Origin of the sequence: Stutzerimonas stutzeri (assembly GCF_009789555.1) — a bacterium.
Taxonomy (GTDB): domain Bacteria; phylum Pseudomonadota; class Gammaproteobacteria; order Pseudomonadales; family Pseudomonadaceae; genus Stutzerimonas; species Stutzerimonas stutzeri_R.
Genome location: NZ_CP046902.1, coordinates 3,081,065 through 3,099,784, shown reverse-complemented (window position 1 = coordinate 3,099,784; position 18,720 = coordinate 3,081,065). Strand labels below are relative to the sequence as shown.

Sequence of the window (18,720 nt, the reverse complement as noted above, 5' to 3'; positions counted from 1 at the left end):
CTAGCGAGAATGACGGTAGCTCTTGGGGGGCGGTTGGGCGATGGCGTCTTGGGTCAGTGGTAGGCTATACGTGACATTGTGGCTAGGGGGTTTAAGTGTCGGCGCCCAGACTCGAATTCGGCGAAATTGCACGCGAAGGCTCTGGTACGTTGCTTTCGGTATATAGAATTGACAGGTTGATTTTTGTGTGTCTAATTCAGGAGACAAAAATAACATAGCCGCCCTGGCGCGATAGGCCTAGGTGCTCGAGGAGGTAAGATGAAATCTGGACTTTCCAGCTGGGTGTTGGCCATCGCTCGCACACTGGATGCGGTTGGTGTACCTCACGAGCGCGTATTCCATAGCGTTGGCATGGACCCGGCCGGCCTCAAATCGGGTAACAGCCGCTACTCCCAGGAAATGGTCAGTCGACTATGGCGTGCCGCAGTTCAGGAAACGGCGGAACCGCACTTCGGCCTGAAAGTCGCCGAGCATATTCGTCCCTCCACCTTCAACGTTGTCGGCTATGCCATGAGTTGCAGCGCCACGCTCGGTGATGCGCTGCACCGTTTCGCTCGATATGCGAAGCTGATTTCCAACTCTGCCACCGTGACGATTTCGGAAACGCCCGAGCAACTGAGCCTCAGCTTCAATTTCGATACTGGTGGTGCGCCGCCGATCTTTCACACCATCGATACCGTTGTGGCTGGCCTGGCCTGTTTCGCCAGCTGGATCGCTGGCGAACAGATCATTCCGCTCGAGGTACATTTCAAGCATCAACGGCCAACTGACATCAGCGAATATTCACGTTTGTTAAAGTGTCCAATCTATTTCGAGCAGGATGAAGACTGCATCGTCTTCGATCATGCTGATATAGATCGCCCGGTGCTCTCCGCTGACGAGCAGCTGGCGTCTTTGCTCGACGGCATAGCAATCACGCAGATGGCGCAGCTGTCAGAGCGTTTTTCCAAAAAGGTACGTGACTGCCTGCTGAAGCAGTTCGCCGAGGGTGAAATCTCCAGACGCGGGACGGCCGAGCTGATGCACATGACCGAGCGGACGTTGCTGCGTCGCCTCAAAGACGAAGGCACCACATTTCAGGAGGTGCTGGACCGTCTGCGTGAAGAGCTAGCTTATGAGTATTTGAAGCGGTCGGATATCACCATACAGACCGTTTCCTTCATGCTCGGATTTTCCGATGCCAGCACCTTTTCGCGCGCCTTTAAGCGTTGGACGGGCCGCCGGCCGAGTCTTGCGCAGCAGTGCGCTATGCCAAGGCCCACCAGCACAATGCAGGCGCTGCCAGTAGCTGTGACGACGATAGGGTAGTCGAGCGGGACATAGGCCTTCACCGGGTCACTGATGCAGGCATCGAAGGTCGCACCGCCCTCGGATTCCACCGATGAGAGCCGATCTGATCGAACATGCTCGATTGGCAACGTGTCTTCCAGGGGCACGTGGGTGGCCAGGACGATACGGGAAGACAAACACGAAACCCGTGCCGAACAGCTTCAGCTCCACACCCTCAAGCAAGAGCTCTCAAGGGGTATCAAAATTTCTCTTTAACGGCCGGGTCGCAGTTGTCCAGCCTGTTTACATGCTTAGACCTGAACCACGTCGATCTTGGCCTTGGCCGCAGACTCACGGAACTCAGCAATCTGATCGAAGCTCAGGTAGCGATATACGTCCGCCGCCATGGTGTCGATCTGAGCGGCATAGACCATGTATTCCTCGACGGTCGGCAGGCGACCCAGGATCGAGGCGACCGCTGCCAGTTCAGCAGAAGCCAGGTACACGTTGGTCGCGTCGCCCAGACGGTTAGGGAAGTTACGGGTCGAGGTAGAGACTACCGTCGAACCAGTTTCAACCCGGGCCTGGTTACCCATGCACAGCGAGCAGCCCGGCATTTCCAGGCGCGCACCGGCGCGGCCGTAGATACCGTAGTAGCCTTCCTCGGTCAGCTGGTGCTGGTCCATCTTGGTCGGCGGTGACAGCCACAGACGAGTCGGCAAAGAGCCTTCAACCTTGTCCAGCAGCTTGCCGGCAGCGCGGAAGTGACCGATGTTGGTCATGCAGGAACCGATGAAAACTTCATCGATCTTCTCGCCTTGGACGCTAGACAGCAGGCGGGCATCGTCCGGGTCATTCGGCGCGCAGAGGACCGGCTCGGTAACTTCGGACAGGTCAATCTCGATGACTTCGGCGTACTCGGCATCAGCATCGGCGGCCAGCAGTTCGGGCTTGGCCAGCCAAGCTTCCATAGCTTGAGCGCGACGCTCCAGCGTACGAGCATCGCCGTAGCCTTCGCTGATCATCCAGCGCAGCAGGGTGATGTTCGACTGCAGGTATTCTGCGATTGCAGCTTCCGGCAGCTTGATGGTGCAACCTGCCGCAGATCGCTCGGCAGAGGCGTCAGACAGCTCGAACGCTTGCTCGACGGTCAGCTCGTTCAGCCCTTCGATCTCGAGGATGCGGCCAGAGAAGATGTTCTTCTTGCCCTTTTTCTCGACGGTCAGCAGGCCCTTCTGGATGGCGTAGTAGGGGATCGCATGCACCAGGTCGCGCAAGGTGATGCCAGGCTGCATCTTGCCCTTGAAGCGAACCAGGACCGACTCCGGCATGTCCAGCGGCATCACGCCGGTGGCGGCGGCAAAGGCGACCAGACCGGAACCGGCCGGGAAGGAAATGCCCATCGGGAAGCGGGTGTGCGAGTCACCGCCAGTACCGACGGTGTCGGGCAGCAGCATGCGGTTCAGCCAGCTGTGGATGATGCCATCGCCCGGACGCAGGGAAACACCGCCGCGGGTCATGATGAAGTCCGGCAGGGTGTGGTGCGTGGTGACGTCGATCGGCTTCGGATAGGCGGCGGTGTGGCAGAACGACTGCATCACCAGATCGGCGGAGAAGCCCAGGCAAGCCAGGTCCTTCAGTTCGTCACGGGTCATCGGGCCCGTGGTGTCCTGGGAACCGACGGTGGTCATCTTCGGCTCGCAGTAGGTGCCCGGACGGACGCCTTTGCCTTCCGGCAGGCCGCAGGCGCGACCGACCATTTTCTGGGCCAGGGTGAAGCCCTTGGTGCTTTCGGCAGGGGCTTCCGGCTTCTTGAACAGGTCGGATGGACCCATGCCCAGTTCAGCGCGGGCCTTCTCGGTCAGGCCGCGACCGATGATCAGCGGAATACGGCCGCCAGCGCGAACTTCGTCGAGCAGGACGTCGGTTTTCAGCTGGAAGGTAGTGACCAGCTCATCGCTGCCATGACGGCGGACTTCGCCCTTGTAGGGATAGACGTCGATCACGTCGCCCATGGCCAGGTCGGAGCAGTCGAACTCGACCGGCAGGGCGCCGGCATCTTCCATGGTGTTGTAGAAGATCGGCGCGATCTTGGTGCCGAAGCAGAAGCCGCCCGCGCGCTTGTTCGGCACGTTCGGGATGTCGTCACCGAAGAACCACAGCACCGAGTTGGTCGCTGATTTACGCGAGGAACCGGTACCGACCACGTCACCGACGTAGGCGACCGGGAAGCCCTTGGCTTTCAGTTCTTCCATTTGCTTGAGCGGGCCAACGGAGCCGGGCACGTCAGGCGTGATGCCGTCGCGGGCCATTTTCAGCATGGCCAGGGCGTGCAGCGGGATGTCCGGGCGCGACCAGGCGTCAGGTGCCGGCGACAGGTCGTCGGTGTTGGTTTCGCCTGTGACCTTGAATACGGTCAGGGTGATTTTTTCGGCAAGCGGGGCGCGGTTCTTGAACCACTCGCCCTCGGCCCAGGACTGCATGACGGCCTTGGCATTGGCATTGCCGGCCTTGGCTTTCTCTGCGACGTCATGGAAGGCATCGAACATCAGCAGGGTGTGCTTCAGTTGTTTGGCGGTGACGTCGGACAGTTCCGGATTGTCCAGCAGTTCGACCAGCGTGACGATGTTGTAACCGCCCTGCATGGTGCCCAGCAGTTCGACGGCGTGCTGCTTGCTGATCAGCGGCGAGGTGGCTTCGCCTTTGGCGATGGCGGCGAGGAAACCGGCCTTGACGTAGGCTGCTTCATCCACGCCCGCTGGGACGCGGTTGGTGATCAGGTCCAGGAGAAATTGTTCTTCGCCGGCTGGCGGATTTTTCAGAAGCTCGACCAGGCCTGCGGTCTGCTCGGCGTTGATAGCGAGAGGTGGTAGGTTTTGAACTGCTCTATCCGACAAGTGGTTTCGATAACTTTTTAGCATAGGGTCGACTCCAGATTCCTGATTCGCACGGAGGCGAGTCGGCGGGAAAAATTGGGGGCAGAATTCGCCGCTTGACGTCTCAGACTCTGCGAATAGCCTTGAAATACTGCCCGGACTAGCATGATTAATGGTTAATCGACCGCCTTGACCATGTCCTCGACGACCTTCTTAGCATCGCCAAAGACCATCATGGTCTTGTCCATGTAGAACAGCTCGTTATCGAGCCCCGCATAGCCGCTGGCCATGGAGCGCTTGTTGACGATGACCGTCTTGGCCTTGTACGCCTCGAGGATCGGCATGCCGGCGATGGGCGACTTCGGATCGTTCTTCGCCGCCGGGTTGACCACGTCGTTGGCGCCCAGCACCAGCACCACGTCGGCCTGGCCGAACTCGGAGTTGATGTCGTCCATCTCGAACACCATCTCGTATGGCACTTCCGCCTCGGCCAGCAGCACGTTCATGTGGCCGGGCATGCGACCGGCGACGGGGTGGATCGCGTACTTCACGGTCACGCCCATATGGGTCAGCTTCTCGGCCAGTTCCATCAGCGCGTGCTGCGCGCGGGCCACCGCCAGGCCGTAGCCGGGGACGATGATCACGGTGTCGGCGTTCGACAGCAGGAACGCGGCGTCATCGCTGGAGCCCGATTTGACCGGACGCTGCTCCTGGCTGCCCTTGGCAGGGCCGGCATCGGCGTCACCACCGAAGCCGCCAAGGATCACGTTGAAGAACGAGCGGTTCATCGCCTTGCACATGATGTAGGAGAGGATCGCGCCGCTCGAACCGACCAGGGAGCCGGCGATGATCAGCATCGAGTTGTTCAGCGAAAAGCCGATACCGGCTGCCGCCCAGCCCGAGTAGCTGTTGAGCATCGAGACCACCACCGGCATGTCGGCGCCGCCGATGGGGATGATGATCAGCACGCCGATCACGAAGGCCAGCGCCACCAGCAGCATGAACGCGGTGAAGTTGCCGCTGAAGGTGTAGATCAGGCCCAGCACCAGGATCGCCACGCCGACGGCGAGGTTGATCTTGTGCTGGTTGGCGAACACCACTGGTGCGCCCTGGAACAGGCGGAACTTGTACTTGCCAGACAGCTTGCCGAAGGCGATCACCGAGCCGGAGAAGGTGATGGCGCCGATCGCCGCACCGAGGAACAGCTCCAGGCGGTTACCGGCCGGAATCGGATAGCCGATGGCCTGGACGATACCCAGCGATTGCGGCTCGAGCACCGCGGCGATGGCGATGAACACCGCGGCCAGGCCGATCATGCTGTGCATGAAGGCAACCAGCTCGGGCATTTTGGTCATCTCAACGCGCTTGGCCATCAGCGTGCCGATACTGCCGCCGATCAGCAGGCCGAGGATGATGAAGCCCAGGCCGCTCCAGGGGCTGGCGCTCTCGGCCAGCTGTGAGCCGAGCTTGAACACCAGGAACACCGTGGTGACCACGGCGATGCCCATACCGATCATGCCGAACAGGTTGCCACGGCGTGAGGTGGTGGGGTGCGACAGGCCTTTCAAGGCCTGGATGAAACTCACCGAAGCGATGAGGTAGAGCAGGGTGATCAGGTTCATGCTCATGGCTTGGACTCCGCCTTGGCGCTGCCGGCAACGGACGCGCGCTCCTTCTTCTTGAACATTTCCAGCATGCGGCGGGTGACCAGGAAGCCACCGAAAACATTGACCGCAGCCAGGGTCACGGCCAGGGTGCCCATCAGCTTGCCCATCGGGGTGACGGTCAGGGCGGCGGCGAGCATGGCGCCGACGATGACGATTGCCGAAATCGCGTTGGTGACCGCCATCAGCGGCGTGTGCAGCGCGGGGGTGACGTTCCAGACCACGTGGTAGCCGACGTAGATCGCCAGCACGAAGATGATCAGGTTATAGATGCCGTCAGAAATCAGGTCCATTGCAAGGCTCCCTTAACCGTTGGTGCGCACGATCTGGCCGTCACGGCACATCAGGCACGCGGCGACGATGTCGTCTTCGAGATTGAGCTGGAACCGGGCGTCGCCATCGATCACCAGCTTGAGGAAGTCCAGCAGGTTGCGCGCGTACAGCGCCGAGGCATCCGCCGGCACGAGGGTCGCCAGGTTGGTGTAGCCGACCAGCGTCACCCCATGCTTGACCACCACCTGATCGGCTTCGGTCAACGGGCAGTTGCCGCCCTGGGACGCGGCGAGGTCGATCACCACCGAGCCGGGTTTCATCTGCTGCACGGTCTCTTCCTGCAACAGCGTCGGTGCCTTGCGGCCCGGGATCAGCGCGGTGGTGATGATGATGTCGGCCTGCTTGGCGCGCTCATGCACAGCCTGAGCCTGACGGGTCATCCAGGACGCCGGCATCGGTCGCGCATAGCCGCCGACACCTTCTGCGCACTCACGCTCCTCGTCGGTCTCGAATGCCACGTCGACGAACTTGGCGCCCAGCGATTCGATCTGCTCCTTCACCGCCGGACGCACGTCCGAGGCCTCGATCACCGCGCCCAGGCGCTTGGCCGTGGCAATCGCCTGCAAGCCGGCGACGCCCGCGCCGAGGATCAGCACCCGTGCGGCTTTCACCGTGCCGGCGGCGGTCATCAGCATCGGCATGAAGCGCGGATACTGATTGGCGGCGACCATCACCGCCTTGTAGCCGGCGATGTTGGCCTGCGACGACAGCACGTCCAGGCTCTGCGCGCGCGAGGTGCGCGGCGCCGCTTCCAGGGCGAATGCGGTGATGCCGCGTGCGGCCATGCGCGCGATGTTGTCGTTGTCGAAGGGGTTGAGCATGCCGATCAGCACCGTGCCTGGCTGCATCTGCGCCAGTTCGGTTTCGCTCGGTGCGCTCACCTTCAGCAGGATCTCTGCTGCGAACGCCGCAGCGGCATCGGCGATGGTAGCGCCTGCCGCCTCATAGGCACTGTCCGGGACGCTGGCCTGTACGCCAGCCCCGCTCTGCACCGTGACCCGATGCCCTTGGCCGATCAGCTTCTTGACGGTTTCCGGTGTCGCGGCAACGCGCGTTTCACCGGGCCTGGTTTCGAGAGTAATTCCGATATGCACGCTGTGATTCCCCACCGCGGTCTTGTTGGGCGCACTAAACCGGAGCGCCAACGGCGCCCAGAGATTGAACGTAGATAGAGGTGTTGCGGCGCTAAAGCAGCCGCTCGAGTTCCGGCACGATTTCGAACAAATCGTCCACCAGACCGTAATCAGCGACCTGGAAGATCGGTGCTTCTTCGTCCTTGTTGATCGCCACGATCACCTTGGAATCCTTCATACCGGCCAGGTGCTGGATGGCACCGGAGATACCGACCGCGATGTACAGCTGCGGCGCGACGATCTTGCCAGTCTGACCAACCTGCATATCGTTGGGCACGAAGCCTGCGTCGACCGCAGCGCGCGAGGCACCGACTGCGGCGCCGAGCTTGTCGGCCAGCGAATAAAGATGCTTGAAGTTGTCGCCGTTCTGCATGCCGCGACCACCGGAGATGACGATCTTGGCAGCGGTCAGCTCAGGACGGTCGGACTTGGCCAGTTCTTCGCCGACGAACGCGGATACACCCGCCTCGCCCGTGCCGGATACCTGCTCGACGCTGGCCGAGCCGCCTTCGGCATTGACCGGATCGAAGCCGGTTGCACGAACGGTGATCACCTTGATCGGCGCGCTCGACTGCACGGTCGCGATGGCGTTACCGGCATAGATCGGGCGCTTGAAGGTATCGGCGCTTTCAACGGCAATGATTTCGGAGATCTGATCGACATCCAGCTGGGCGGCGACACGCGGCAGGAAATTCTTGCCATTGGTGGTCGCGGCGGCCAGTACGTGGCTGTAATCCTTGGCCAGGCCGGCGATCAGCGGTGCGACGTTTTCCGGCAGTTGATGAGCGTAGGCCGCATCGTCGGCGACCAGCACCTTGGCGACGCCTTCGATCTTGGCTGCCGCTTCGCCGATGGCACCGCAGCCGCTACCGGCAACCAGCACATGAATGTCACCACCGATGGCTTTGGCAGCGGCTACGGTGTTGAGCGTCGCAGCAGCCAGAACGGCATTGTTGTGTTCAGCGATAACCAGGATAGTCATTTAGATTACCTTCGCCTCGTTCTTCAGTTTCTCGACCAGTTCAGCCACCGACTTGACCTTGATGCCGGCGCTGCGAGCCGCCGGCGCTTCGACTTTCAGGGTCTTCACGGTGGAGGTGGTGGACACGCCAAGCGCGTCTGGAGTCAGGACTTCCAGAGGCTTCTTCTTGGCCTTCATGATGTTCGGCAGCGACGCGTAGCGAGGTTCGTTCAAGCGCAGGTCGGTGGTCACGATCGCCGGCAGGTTCAGTGCGACGGTTTGCGCGCCGCCGTCGATTTCACGCTCGACCTTGACCTTGTCGCCTTCCACTTCGACCTTCGAGGCGAAGGTGCCCTGGGCGAAGCCGGTCAACGCACCGAGCATCTGGCCGGTCTGGTTGTTGTCGCTGTCGATGGCCTGCTTGCCAAGGATGACCAGTTGCGGCTGCTCCTTGTCGACTACCGCTTCCAGCAGCTTGGCCACGGCCAGGGAGTTGAGCTCTTCGGTCGACTCGACCAGCACGGCGCGATCTGCACCCAGTGCCAGCGCGGTACGCAGTTGCTCCTGGGCAGCGGTCGGACCGATGGAAACCACGACGATTTCGCTCGCTACACCCTTCTCTTTCAGGCGCACGGCTTCTTCCACGGCGATCTCGCAGAAGGGGTTCATCGACATCTTGACGTTGGCGAGGTCGACGCCGGAGTTGTCCGCCTTGACGCGAACCTTGACGTTGTAATCGACCACTCGTTTGATGGGTACCAGTACTTTCATGGGTTGCGTTTCTCTTTCGGGAAATAAAAAAGAGCAGGGCCACGAGGGAGGCGCCTGCCCACAAAACGGGTCATAGGCTGTAGTGAGCCAACTCGCGGGCGATCAGCAGCCGTTGGATCTCGCTGGAGCCTTCATATATCTGGGTTATACGGGCGTCGCGGTAGTAGCGCTCAACCGGGTAGTCCTCCAGGTAGCCGTAGCCACCATGGATCTGTACTGCCTGCGAACAGACTTTTTCTGCCATTTCCGAGGCGAACAGCTTGGCCTGGGACGCCTCGGACAGGCAGGGCAGGCCGGCACTCTTCAAGCGTGCCGCATGCAATATCAGCAACCGCGCGGCGTTCAGCTGGGTTTGCATGTCGGCGAGCATGTTGGCGACGCTCTGGTGCTCAATGATTGGCTTGCCGAACTGAACGCGTTCGCGGGCATAGAGCAGGGCCGCCTCGAATGACGCGCGGGCGATGCCCAGTGCTTGCGCACCGATGCCGATGCGGCCGCCTTCCAGATTCGATAACGCGATCGCCAAACCTTTGCCACGCTCACCGAGCAGGTTGGCTGCCGGCACACGGCAATCGTTCAGCGTCACCGCGCAAGTGTCCGAAGCGCGGATGCCCATCTTATGTTCGCTGCGCTCCACTGCGAAACCGGGCGTATCGGTTGGCACAAGAAAGGCGGAAAGGCCCTTTTTGCCCAGCTCCGGGTCAGTCACCGCGAAGACGATGGCCAGCTTCGCGCGCTTGGCATTGCTGCAGAACTGCTTGCTGCCGTTGAGCACCCAATGGCCGTTCACCAGCTCGGCGCGGGTGCGCAGGTTGTGCGCTTCAGAGCCGGCATGGGGTTCGGTGAGCGCGAAACAGCCAATAGCGCGGCCGCTTGCCAGCTCGCCCAACCATTCTTCCTTCTGCGCTTGACTGCCATACCTGAGAACCGGCCCACAGCCGACCGAGTTATGAATGCTCATCAGGGCGCCGGTGGCGCCATCGCCAGCCGAGATTTCCTCCACCGCCAGCGCGTAGGCAACGTAGTCGATATAGCTACCGCCCCATTGTTCCGGGACGACCATGCCGAACAGGCCGAGCTCGCCCATCTGCGCCACCAAGGCGTCGTCGATCCAGCCCGCCTTTTCCCAGTCGTGGGCGTGAGGCGCGATCTCACAACGGGCGAAATCGCGCGCCATGTCGCGGATCATTCGTTGGTCTTCGCTCAGTTCTAGATCATGCATATCACCACTCCTTTTCCTTTTTCTGATGGGCGATGACAGCCCCGCTGTGGCGTGTTATTCCAGATGGCCTATTTTGTAGTTGGTCTGATGTTGCGCCTGTCAGCCGCTACCTACTCTCTTCGCCTTTTCTGTAGTGTCTTTGAAGCCCCTGAAGAAGCCCTGCACGCGCTCGTCGGTAACGGCATCGAGGCTCGGAGGGTTCCAACGCGGCGACTTGTCCTTATCAATGATCAGCGCGCGTACACCTTCCATGATGTCGCCGTCCGCAAACCATCGGCGGTCTAGGTGAAGCTCCAAACCAAAGCAGTCGGCAAGAGAAAGATCGCGGCCACGACGCAGCATCTCCAGCGTTACGCACATCGCCAACGGCGAGCGGCTGTCCAGTACTTTAAGCGTCTCTTCAGCCCAGTCGGAGAATTCCGGTCGGGTTTCGGACGCAAGCGAGGCGCGGATGGCCGGGACGTCCACCTTCGCGAAATGGTCGTCAATAGTTTGATGCAGTGCCTTGAGCTCTGAGCCCAGCAGCTTGTTTGTCCCCAGCGTCGCGATCAGCGTGCGCAGCGCCTCCTGCGGATGGATCTTCCAGCTCATGCCATCCAGGCAGCGATCCAGATCGGCGATCTGGTCGTGACCGACGTACCAGTCAGCCAGGCCGGCATATAGCGCGTCGGCGGCTCGGATCTGTTGGCCTGTGACGCCCAGCCAGGTGCCCAGTTCGCCCGGCATGCGCGAAAGGAAATAGCTGCCGCCGGCATCCGGGAAATAACCGATGCCGACCTCGGGCATGCCCATGCGCGCCCGCTCGGTAACTATCCGCAGCGAGGCGCCCTGGACCAGGCCCATCCCGCCGCCAAGGACCATGCCGTCGATCAACGCGAGCAGAGGTTTGGGGTAGGCATGGATGTACTGGCCAAGCGCATATTCCTCCTCGAAGAAGGTTTGGTACTCGCTGCCGTCATGCTTGAAGCTCTCATACAGCGAGCGAATATCGCCGCCGGCGCAGAAGGCCTTTTCTCCATTGGCGCGCAACACCACGGCATGAATCTGAGAATCCTGTTCCCAGGCGCTGAGCTGCTGGTGCAGGTGGCGGACCATTTCCAGGGTGAGCGCGTTGAGCCCCGCCGGTCGGTTCAGCGTGAGATGACCGACGTGGTTGCGAACGGCAGAGAGTACGGGGCGTTCGCTCATCTCAGGTGTCCTTGCAGTACTGGCCGATGATCGCCGAGAAGTCCAGCGCGCCATGGCCCTGAGCACTGAAACTCTGGTACAGCTGCTGGGCGAGGGCGCCGAGGATTACCGGCTGACGTACCTGTTTTGCCGCCTCGGTAGCGAGACCGAGGTCCTTGAGCATCAGGTCGCTACCGAAACCGCCGCTGTAGCCACGCGACGCCGGTGCGTTCTCCATCACTCCAGGAAAAGGGTTATAGGTATCCGAGCTCCAGCACCGGCCACTGGAGGTGTTGATCACCCCCGCCAGGGTCTTGGCATCCATGCCCAGCGCGACGCCCAGGGCCATAGCTTCGGCAACGCCGATCATGCTGATGCCCAGCAGCATGTTGTTGGCGACCTTGGCCACTTGGCCGTTACCGGCGTCGCCACAATGGACGATGTTCTTTCCCATCGCCGCGAGAACCGGCCTGGCACGGTCGAAATCGGCCACGCTGGCGCCGACCATGAAGGTCAGGGTGCCGGCCGCGGCACCACCGGTGCCACCGGAAACCGGCGCGTCGAGCATCGGGTTGCCATGCTCGGCCGCCGCTGCGGCAACTTCCCGTGCGCTGTGTGGATCGATGGTGGAGCAGTCGATGAACGTCAGCCCTGGGCGGCTTCGGGCGATCAGGCCGTCAGCGCCCAGGTAAACTTTCTTAACATGAGGGGCGGCGGGCAGCATGGTGATGATCAGTTCGGTGTCGCCGTGAGCGATGTCGCTGGGCGAGTCGGCTGCTTGGGCGCCAGCGCCTACCAGGCCGGCAACAGCTTCGGGGGACAGGTCGAACACCCTGAGCGGGTGCCCAGCCTTGAGAAGGTTGTGGGCCATGGGCGCACCCATGTTGCCGAGGCCAATAAAACCGATATGCATAGCTGATTCCTCTTATACTTTTGAGCCCGACGCGGCTTAACGATTCTTGAAGTCGGGTTTGCGTTTCTCGCTAAATGCCGCCATGCCTTCCTTCTGGTCCCCAGTGGCGAAGACGGAGTGAAACACCCGGCGCTCGAAGCGGATGCCTTCGGCCAGTGTGGTTTCGAAGGCACGGTTGACGCTCTCCTTGATCATCATGGTCGCCGGCAGGGATTTCTCGGCAATCGTTCGGGCGGCCTTGAGGGTTTCCTCGAGCAGGCTCTCCTGCGGAAATATGCGGGCAACAAGGCCGGCGCGCTCGGCTTCTTCGGCATCTATCTGGCGGCCGGTCAGGCACAGGTCCATCGCCTTGGCCTTGCCGACTGCGCGGGTCAGGCGCTGGGTGCCACCGATGCCCGGTAGTACACCAAGGTTGATTTCCGGTTGGCCGAAACGGGCGTTGTCGGCTGCGAAGATCATGTCGCACATGAGTGCCAGTTCGCAGCCGCCACCCAGTGCGTAGCCGGCTACCGCCGCGATTAGCGGTTTGCGGCGTGTGGCGATGCGGTCGGCTTCGGCAAAGAAGTCGTCCAGGTAGATCTGCGGATAGGTCAGCTCGGCCATTTCCTTGATGTCAGCACCGGCCGCAAAAGCCTTGGCCGAGCCGGTCAGCACAATGCAACCGATCTGCGGATTGGCTTCCAATTGGCCCAGCGCCTGGTTCAGCTCGCTGATCAGCTGGCCATTGAGCGCGTTCAAGGCCTGCGGGCGGTAGAGCGTAACCAGCGCAACGCGACCCTGAATTTCGACAAGCAGGGTTTCGAATTCCATTTTTGTTTCCTCGCAAGCAAACAGGCCGGCGCGATGGCCGGCCTGTCCGATCATTTCAGGTTGATGGTGGTGTTAACCGGGCCGCCGACTTCGCTTTCGTCGAACCAGCGCTCGATGACGGTCTTGGTCTGGGTATAGAACTGCACCACCTGCTTGCCGTACGGGCCGAGGTCGCCGAGTTTGGAAGCGCGCGAACCGGTGAAGGAGAACATCGGCACCGGTACCGGAATCGGCACGTTGATGCCCACCTGACCGACATCGATTTCTTCCTGAAAGTGGCGTGCTGCAGCGCCGGAGCGGGTGAAGAGGGCGGTGCCGTTGCCGTTGGGGTTGGCGTTGATCAGCTCAATGGCCTGGTCGAGAGTGTCGACCTGCATCACGCAGAGCACCGGCCCGAAGACTTCCTCGCGGTAAATGCTCATCTCCGGCGTCACGCCGGCGAAGATCGTCGGGGCGACGAAGTTGCCCTTGTCGTACCCGGCGACCTGCGGGTTGCGGCCGTCCAGCACCAGCTCGGCGCCTTCCGTCACGCCGCGTTCGATCAGCGAATTGATGCGATCAAGCGCCGCGCAAGAGATCACCGGGCCGACATCAGTGCCACCTTCGGCACCGGCATTGACCTTCAATGTTTTGGCCTTGGCCACCAGGTCCGGCAACCAGCTTTGCGCTTCGCCGACCAGCACTACGACCGACAGCGCCATGCAGCGCTGTCCGGCGGCGCCGAATGCAGCGCCGGCCAGGTTGTTAAGGGTCTGTTCCTTGTTTGCGTCGGGCAGGATGATGCCGTGGTTCTTCGCGCCCATCATGCACTGCACCCGCTTGCCAGCCTGGCTGGCACGGTTGTAGACATGGGTGCCGACTTTGGTCGAGCCGACGAAGGAGACGGCCTTGATGTCCGGGTGGTCGCAGATCAGGTTGACCGCATCGACACCGCCATGAATGACGTTTAGCACGCCTGGCGGCACCCCGGCTTCCAGCGCCAGCTCGGCCAAGCGCATGGTGACCATCGGGTCCTGCTCGGACGGCTTGAGGATGAAGGTGTTGCCGGTGGCGATGGCCATCGGGAACATCCACAGAGGAATCATCGCCGGGAAGTTGAACGGCGTGATGCCTGCGCACACGCCCAGGGGTTGCAGCAGGGTAAAGGTGTCGACGCCTGTTGCGACGTTGTTGGCCAGTTCGCCCAGTTGCAGATTACCGATGCCGGCGGCGTGCTCGACCACTTCCAGCCCGCGGAACACATCGCCCTCGGCGTCCGGCAGCGTTTTGCCCTGTTCGGCGGTGAGGATTGCTGCCAACTCCTTCATGTTTTCACGGATCAGCTGCTGATATTTGAGGAAGATCCGCGAGCGCGCGCCGATCGGCGTCTTGCGCCAGGTCTTGAAGGCGGCCTTGGCGGAGGCCACGGCAGCGTTCATTTCGTCCTGGGTGGCGAAGGGCACACGGGCAAGTACCTGCTGGGTGGCAGGGTTGATCACGTCGCGCCATTCGTTGCTACGCGATTCGACGAGTTCGCCATTGATCAAAAGTTTAACGGTAGGGATAGCATTGTTCATGTTGCGGAGTCCTTTGGTCGTCATGAGCGGCTTGGCCGTCCGGGTGAGGCGTTATGGCTGTTTCACTGCTGAAAGCGGTAGGTCAGGCGCTGGGAGCCGCTTGAGCGTCCGGCATGAACCGAGAGGTTACGCATGACCGCTCTTTCATCGGCGGTGCATCCAAGCGCGCTTTTGTCGAGGAACACCGTTAACTCTCTGGCTTTTCTCTCTCGTATCAGCCTCGCGGCTGCGAAATGAGCCATTCAGCTATCGGTGATGAGCATAGGTATGTAAAGTTACACAAGGAAGGGGCAATAAAGCAGATTCGATATGCAAAAAAATATCAAACAAAGCAAGATCAACTGGGACGACTTCAAGTTCTTTCTTGAGGTGGCACGTACACGTACGGCCAGCCAAGCTGGCAGGCGCTTGGGCGTGGACTACACAACGGTGTCACGACGGGTCCAGGCGCTGGAAAAGGCGTTGGGGACCTTGCTGTTCGAGCGTTCGCGTTCGGCTGGTTTTGTTCTCACTGCCGAAGGGCAAAACCTGCTGGTCCATGCCGAAAATTTGGAGAGCACGTTGCAGAGCGCATGCGAGCAGGTCTCCGGTGCTAGCCTGGCGCTGTCCGGCAACGTGCGTATCGGCTCAACCGAGGGGTTCGGCAGCTACTTTGTCGCGCCGCAGCTCAGTCATTTTCAGGACCGTTATCCAAACATCGCCATTGATCTGCTTCCGGTCCCGCACTTTGTCAGCCTGTCGCGTCGGGATGCAGACATTGCCATCAGCCTGGAGCGCCCAGACCGCGGCCCTTATGTCTGCTCCAAGCTATGCGACTACCGTCTGCGGCTGTATGCGACTGCGGACTATCTGGAGCGCCAACCACCCATATCTAGCCGAGGGGATCTGGCCCGACATGGTTTCATTACCTATGTCGACGACTTGGCGTTCAGCCCAGAACTGCTCTACCTCGAGCGGGTCGTGCCTGGGGCCAGCAGCCTGCTACGCAGTACCAGCGTGATTGCCCAGTACCAGTGTGCGTTGCAGGGCCGATCATTGGCGATTCTGCCGTGTTTCCTCGCAGCCTCGGATCCACGGTTAATGGAGGTATTACCGGGCGATATCGAGGTGACCAGGAGCTTCTGGATTTACTACCGCGAGGAGCTGCGTCGTCTACGGCGTATAAGCCTGGTCAGCGATTATCTGCGCGCATGTACCGAAACCAATGTTGATTTCCTGATGGGTGAATCAGGGCAAATGCGCTTTCCGCCTAGCTAGGCAAAGAACTGAACGTTCTATCCCCAAGCACGTCACCCATCCACGGTTCGTTAAGGTGCGCATATCACTGAAACCCAAGCACTGGTCGATGCTAAGCAGAAGGTGTTGGGGCGGGACGTGATCTTCCAGGTTGAACGAGTAGAACAGACGCTGCTGTTCTCCCGGTAACTGTCCCATCATGCGGTTCGCCCCCACGCTCGCTGACAAAATCAATTTTGCCAACGGCATGGGGAGGCCGCTATTTTTTCAACAGAATCGGCCGACTGCAGACCTCCACCCAGTGTTTATGCGTAAGCGATGCGCGCCCGTAAGGCCGAGACGGCCCAGCCGGCTCGCGCAGCACGCCAGCGCGACCCGGCCCAGACAGGTGACGCCATACTCTTATGCTCCTTTGCTCATGGAGGACGGCTACGTCAGCGACGACGTCCATATCCATTCCCCCTCCGGAAAGCTACTCGCGCAGCTGGCAACGCCTCGTATCGCCGGTGACGAGGTGCCTGGCTGCGGAGCGGTGATGCATCCGGTGCTGGTGATGCATCCGGTGCTAGCGAAAATCCTGGCTGATGCGACGCGTGCATTCGGCACCGCGGTTCGGCTTGGCTATTCGGTAGTCGAGTTGAGTTCAGCCGGGACGCAGATGGCGTTGATGTGAGCTTTATCGATGGCAGTCAACGGCGCTATGACTTAGTAATTGGTGCCGACGGACTTTATTCAGATATGCTCGTAACGCTGTTGGATGACCCGCCGAAACCGCACTTCACCGGTCAGGGCGTATGGCACGCAGTGCTGTCACGTCCAGCTCATATCGTGCGTCATATGCTCTGGATTGGAAAGCTTATAGAGGTGGGCCCTCAGCCGGTTTCGGAACAGCAGATGCACCTGATTGTTAGCGAGGATTGTTCACTCAAACAACAGGGGGCGCAGGAGTTGCTTCTCTCCCGGCTGCCGCTGGAAGCGCTGCCGTTTGATGGCCAAGAATTCAAAGCGCCTCGGTGAACTTGAGTTTAAGGGCGACAATGAGGATGAGCGTGCTCGAATCATGCGTGAGTCGTTTGAAGCGTTGGCCGAACCGATATAAAACAAAAAAATCCTGCTCCTTCGAATACAGAAGGATACGTATCTCGTATGACGAGCTGGATGTCCAGATCGGCCTCATGCGTTGTACGCAACAAGGTAACAAGCGGCGCTGGATTGCTGCTTAGCAAGGAATTGATCAGCTTAATAATTCATAAACGGCCCAGGCAACTGCACGCCTCCAACGTTGCCCAGGCGAGGGGCTGAGGGGTGGCCGGCTGCTCGACATGCGCGAATCTGCCGAAATCCGCCGCGGCACAGGACTTCCTCGCCAGTTTTCAATCTTGCGGTAGTAATTCAGTGTCGAATCGTAGCCCCAAGCGGAGTCGCCGAATTCTGTAGCGAAATGATCCCAGTCCGACGGTGCCTCTGCGACCGGACCATCATATTGATGCGGGATCAATCTCCGGATCGTTTTCCCATGTTCAGCGAGAGACAACGACCATTGAGGCGGGGATTGGATTGCCCCTCGAATGCCCAGTCGCGCTCCGAGCCGAGATTCATCGGCCACTTCGCCGGTTTGACGACCCTGGGGTCGGAATCCCTTTTGCCTGCTTCAAACAATACACGCGCGTTTGTCATGGTCGGCCAGGCTACTTTGCAACCGCTCGCGCGCTTACGGACATTCCGAATTTTTTTAATCGTTCGAGTTGCCGAGATTTACACTTTGACTTACGCGTTTCGCTATGCAGCCGGCGCAGATCATGCGCTATCTCCCCGTAGCAGCGTACAATCTAATAGCCCGCCATACCGGGAGGGCAGCGCAGAAGTGTGTAAGGATCGCCAGAGGTCAGAGCTATATGCTTGCTGAGCGTTTTATTATAATAGCCAAATCCGGGCCAGTAATTGTGCAGCACATCAAACTCTTCTGTTATTGCCTCCGCACGCTCATTGTCATCTATCAACGCCCAAGCAAGTCTGAAGCGAGAAGCCCAGTCCTGGCTGGCGATGAAGTAATCAGCAAGAGGTCGGTCTATTCCTTGAGAAGCAAGCATGTCAAGAGCCGCAAGCGCATCATACGCCCATTGATCCGGACCAGCTGATGCGTACATGTCAAACATGTCTAGTATTGCGCCGATATGCTGGAATCTCGATGTGTATTTCGGCTCGTGAAGCAAGATAAACACTTCCTCGACAAATTTTGATACGTACTCTGGGTCAAAAGACGCAGACAAACCACCAGCATCCGCGCCCACCAATCGCTTAGCGTTTAGGTCAGCTAATACATCTGTAACCTCTGGAACACTAAAGCTTTGCGTTTGGCTTGAACTGGCTATGTGCCGCTGTAATGTGGTGCTATACACATGAAAATACGGCCAGAAGTTAGACTCATGGGTATAATCCATTCCCATGGAAATCGCTCGATCCTCAAAAGACATGCTATCCCAGGCAAGCCTAAAACATTCTGCAACACCTCCTGTAGATCGAACTAGCTTGCGAGCAGTACTTTCAGCGAGATCGCAAGCCTCTACGAGAACCCTGATTGCATATTCGTCGTCTGTTATGTCAGATCTTTCGGCGCTTTCCATTTCGAAGTAAATGCTCAGTATGCAGCCAACACGTTGGAAGCGAGAGATGCGCGGTAAGTCGTGCGAACCAAGTTTGTTTGCCAAACCAAAAATGTTTTCATCAGGTTGCCCATGCGCCACGATTAATGAGGTCATTTCTATCTCTTTTTTTAAAGCTGTTTTTATCTATAAAACTCCGTAACGAC

Annotated in this window: 16 protein-coding genes; 4 read left to right on the top strand and 12 right to left on the bottom strand. The window is 59.9% G+C overall.

The genetic code is table 11. The features are described from left to right. Window positions 1-258: 258 nt before the first annotated feature. Complete coding sequence (locus GQA94_RS14285) at window positions 259-1,308, top strand: AraC family transcriptional regulator (RefSeq protein ID WP_158188637.1); 1,050 nt, start codon at window positions 259-261, stop codon at window positions 1,306-1,308. A gap of 272 nt (window positions 1,309-1,580) precedes the next feature. Here the strand turns inward: GQA94_RS14285 and acnB are convergent, their stop codons facing one another. The 11 genes from acnB to GQA94_RS14230 form a co-directional block, all read right to left on the bottom strand. Continuing rightward, window positions 1,581-4,190 carry a bifunctional aconitate hydratase 2/2-methylisocitrate dehydratase gene (gene acnB / locus GQA94_RS14280; RefSeq protein ID WP_158188636.1) on the bottom strand — a complete coding sequence of 870 codons (2,610 nt, stop codon included), beginning with the start codon at window positions 4,188-4,190 and terminating at the stop codon, window positions 1,581-1,583. A gap of 131 nt (window positions 4,191-4,321) precedes the next feature. Then, complete coding sequence (locus GQA94_RS14275) at window positions 4,322-5,773, bottom strand: NAD(P)(+) transhydrogenase (Re/Si-specific) subunit beta (protein WP_158188635.1); 1,452 nt, start codon at window positions 5,771-5,773, stop codon at window positions 4,322-4,324. After that, window positions 5,770-6,102, bottom strand: coding sequence for an NAD(P) transhydrogenase subunit alpha (locus GQA94_RS14270; protein WP_025239882.1), 333 nt, complete (start codon window positions 6,100-6,102; stop codon window positions 5,770-5,772). The genes GQA94_RS14275 and GQA94_RS14270 overlap by 4 nt, the downstream gene beginning before the upstream one ends. A gap of 12 nt (window positions 6,103-6,114) precedes the next feature. Continuing rightward, entirely contained in the window at window positions 6,115-7,236 is a 1,122-nt protein-coding gene (locus GQA94_RS14265; RefSeq protein ID WP_158188634.1) for a Re/Si-specific NAD(P)(+) transhydrogenase subunit alpha, read from the bottom strand. A gap of 91 nt (window positions 7,237-7,327) precedes the next feature. After that, complete coding sequence (locus GQA94_RS14260; RefSeq protein ID WP_158188633.1) at window positions 7,328-8,257, bottom strand: electron transfer flavoprotein subunit alpha/FixB family protein; 930 nt, start codon at window positions 8,255-8,257, stop codon at window positions 7,328-7,330. Beyond that, a complete protein-coding gene (locus tag GQA94_RS14255) occupies window positions 8,258-9,007 on the bottom strand; it encodes an electron transfer flavoprotein subunit beta/FixA family protein (protein ID WP_158188632.1) in 750 nt (249 codons plus the stop codon). It abuts the gene before it with no gap. 70 nt (window positions 9,008-9,077) lie between these two features. Continuing rightward, the gene (locus GQA94_RS14250; protein ID WP_158188631.1) at window positions 9,078-10,229 is read right to left on the bottom strand and encodes an acyl-CoA dehydrogenase family protein; all 1,152 of its coding nucleotides are present in this window, start codon (window positions 10,227-10,229) and stop codon (window positions 9,078-9,080) included. A 99-nt stretch (window positions 10,230-10,328) separates the two neighbouring features. Continuing rightward, complete coding sequence (locus GQA94_RS14245; protein ID WP_158188630.1) at window positions 10,329-11,417, bottom strand: enoyl-CoA hydratase/isomerase family protein; 1,089 nt, start codon at window positions 11,415-11,417, stop codon at window positions 10,329-10,331. Between the two features lies 1 nt (window position 11,418). Continuing rightward, window positions 11,419-12,309 (bottom strand): 3-hydroxyisobutyrate dehydrogenase, encoded by an 891-nt coding sequence (gene mmsB, locus GQA94_RS14240; RefSeq protein ID WP_158188629.1) that lies wholly within the window; start codon window positions 12,307-12,309, stop codon window positions 11,419-11,421. 36 nt (window positions 12,310-12,345) lie between these two features. Then, window positions 12,346-13,119 carry an enoyl-CoA hydratase gene (locus GQA94_RS14235; protein ID WP_158188628.1) on the bottom strand — a complete coding sequence of 258 codons (774 nt, stop codon included), beginning with the start codon at window positions 13,117-13,119 and terminating at the stop codon, window positions 12,346-12,348. 50 nt (window positions 13,120-13,169) lie between these two features. Beyond that, window positions 13,170-14,675 carry a CoA-acylating methylmalonate-semialdehyde dehydrogenase gene (locus GQA94_RS14230; RefSeq protein WP_158188627.1) on the bottom strand — a complete coding sequence of 502 codons (1,506 nt, stop codon included), beginning with the start codon at window positions 14,673-14,675 and terminating at the stop codon, window positions 13,170-13,172. 309 nt (window positions 14,676-14,984) lie between these two features. Here GQA94_RS14230 and GQA94_RS14225 point away from each other — a divergent pair, with 309 nt between their 5' ends. From GQA94_RS14225 to GQA94_RS14210, 3 genes are all read left to right on the top strand, one after another. Then, entirely contained in the window at window positions 14,985-15,932 is a 948-nt protein-coding gene (locus tag GQA94_RS14225) for a LysR family transcriptional regulator (RefSeq protein ID WP_158188626.1), read from the top strand. Between the two features lie 367 nt (window positions 15,933-16,299). Beyond that, the gene (locus tag GQA94_RS14215; protein ID WP_158188624.1) at window positions 16,300-16,584 is read left to right on the top strand and encodes a hypothetical protein; all 285 of its coding nucleotides are present in this window, start codon (window positions 16,300-16,302) and stop codon (window positions 16,582-16,584) included. Then, window positions 16,581-16,928, top strand: coding sequence for a hypothetical protein (locus GQA94_RS14210; RefSeq protein WP_158188623.1), 348 nt, complete (start codon window positions 16,581-16,583; stop codon window positions 16,926-16,928). Before GQA94_RS14215 ends, GQA94_RS14210 begins: the two co-directional genes overlap by 4 nt. Before the next feature lie 812 nt (window positions 16,929-17,740). Here the strand turns inward: GQA94_RS14210 and GQA94_RS14205 are convergent. Next, window positions 17,741-18,670 (bottom strand): hypothetical protein, encoded by a 930-nt coding sequence (locus tag GQA94_RS14205; RefSeq protein WP_158188622.1) that lies wholly within the window; start codon window positions 18,668-18,670, stop codon window positions 17,741-17,743. Window positions 18,671-18,720: the final 50 nt, after the last annotated feature.

What these genes read in the sequence shown, in the direction of transcription:
- GQA94_RS14285 (WP_158188637.1), top strand. Translation starts at nt 259, where the DNA reads ATGAAATCTGGACTTTCCAGCTGGGTGTTGGCCATCGCTCGCACACTG.
- acnB (WP_158188636.1), bottom strand. Translation starts at nt 4,190, where the DNA reads ATGCTAAAAAGTTATCGAAACCACTTGTCGGATAGAGCAGTTCAAAAC.
- GQA94_RS14275 (WP_158188635.1), bottom strand. Translation starts at nt 5,773, where the DNA reads ATGAGCATGAACCTGATCACCCTGCTCTACCTCATCGCTTCGGTGAGT.
- GQA94_RS14270 (WP_025239882.1), bottom strand. Translation starts at nt 6,102, where the DNA reads ATGGACCTGATTTCTGACGGCATCTATAACCTGATCATCTTCGTGCTG.
- GQA94_RS14260 (WP_158188633.1), bottom strand. Translation starts at nt 8,257, where the DNA reads ATGACTATCCTGGTTATCGCTGAACACAACAATGCCGTTCTGGCTGCT.
- GQA94_RS14255 (WP_158188632.1), bottom strand. Translation starts at nt 9,007, where the DNA reads ATGAAAGTACTGGTACCCATCAAACGAGTGGTCGATTACAACGTCAAG.
- GQA94_RS14250 (WP_158188631.1), bottom strand. Translation starts at nt 10,229, where the DNA reads ATGCATGATCTAGAACTGAGCGAAGACCAACGAATGATCCGCGACATG.
- GQA94_RS14245 (WP_158188630.1), bottom strand. Translation starts at nt 11,417, where the DNA reads ATGAGCGAACGCCCCGTACTCTCTGCCGTTCGCAACCACGTCGGTCAT.
- mmsB (WP_158188629.1), bottom strand. Translation starts at nt 12,309, where the DNA reads ATGCATATCGGTTTTATTGGCCTCGGCAACATGGGTGCGCCCATGGCC.
- GQA94_RS14235 (WP_158188628.1), bottom strand. Translation starts at nt 13,119, where the DNA reads ATGGAATTCGAAACCCTGCTTGTCGAAATTCAGGGTCGCGTTGCGCTG.
- GQA94_RS14230 (WP_158188627.1), bottom strand. Translation starts at nt 14,675, where the DNA reads ATGAACAATGCTATCCCTACCGTTAAACTTTTGATCAATGGCGAACTC.
- GQA94_RS14225 (WP_158188626.1), top strand. Translation starts at nt 14,985, where the DNA reads ATGCAAAAAAATATCAAACAAAGCAAGATCAACTGGGACGACTTCAAG.
- GQA94_RS14205 (WP_158188622.1), bottom strand. Translation starts at nt 18,670, where the DNA reads ATGACCTCATTAATCGTGGCGCATGGGCAACCTGATGAAAACATTTTT.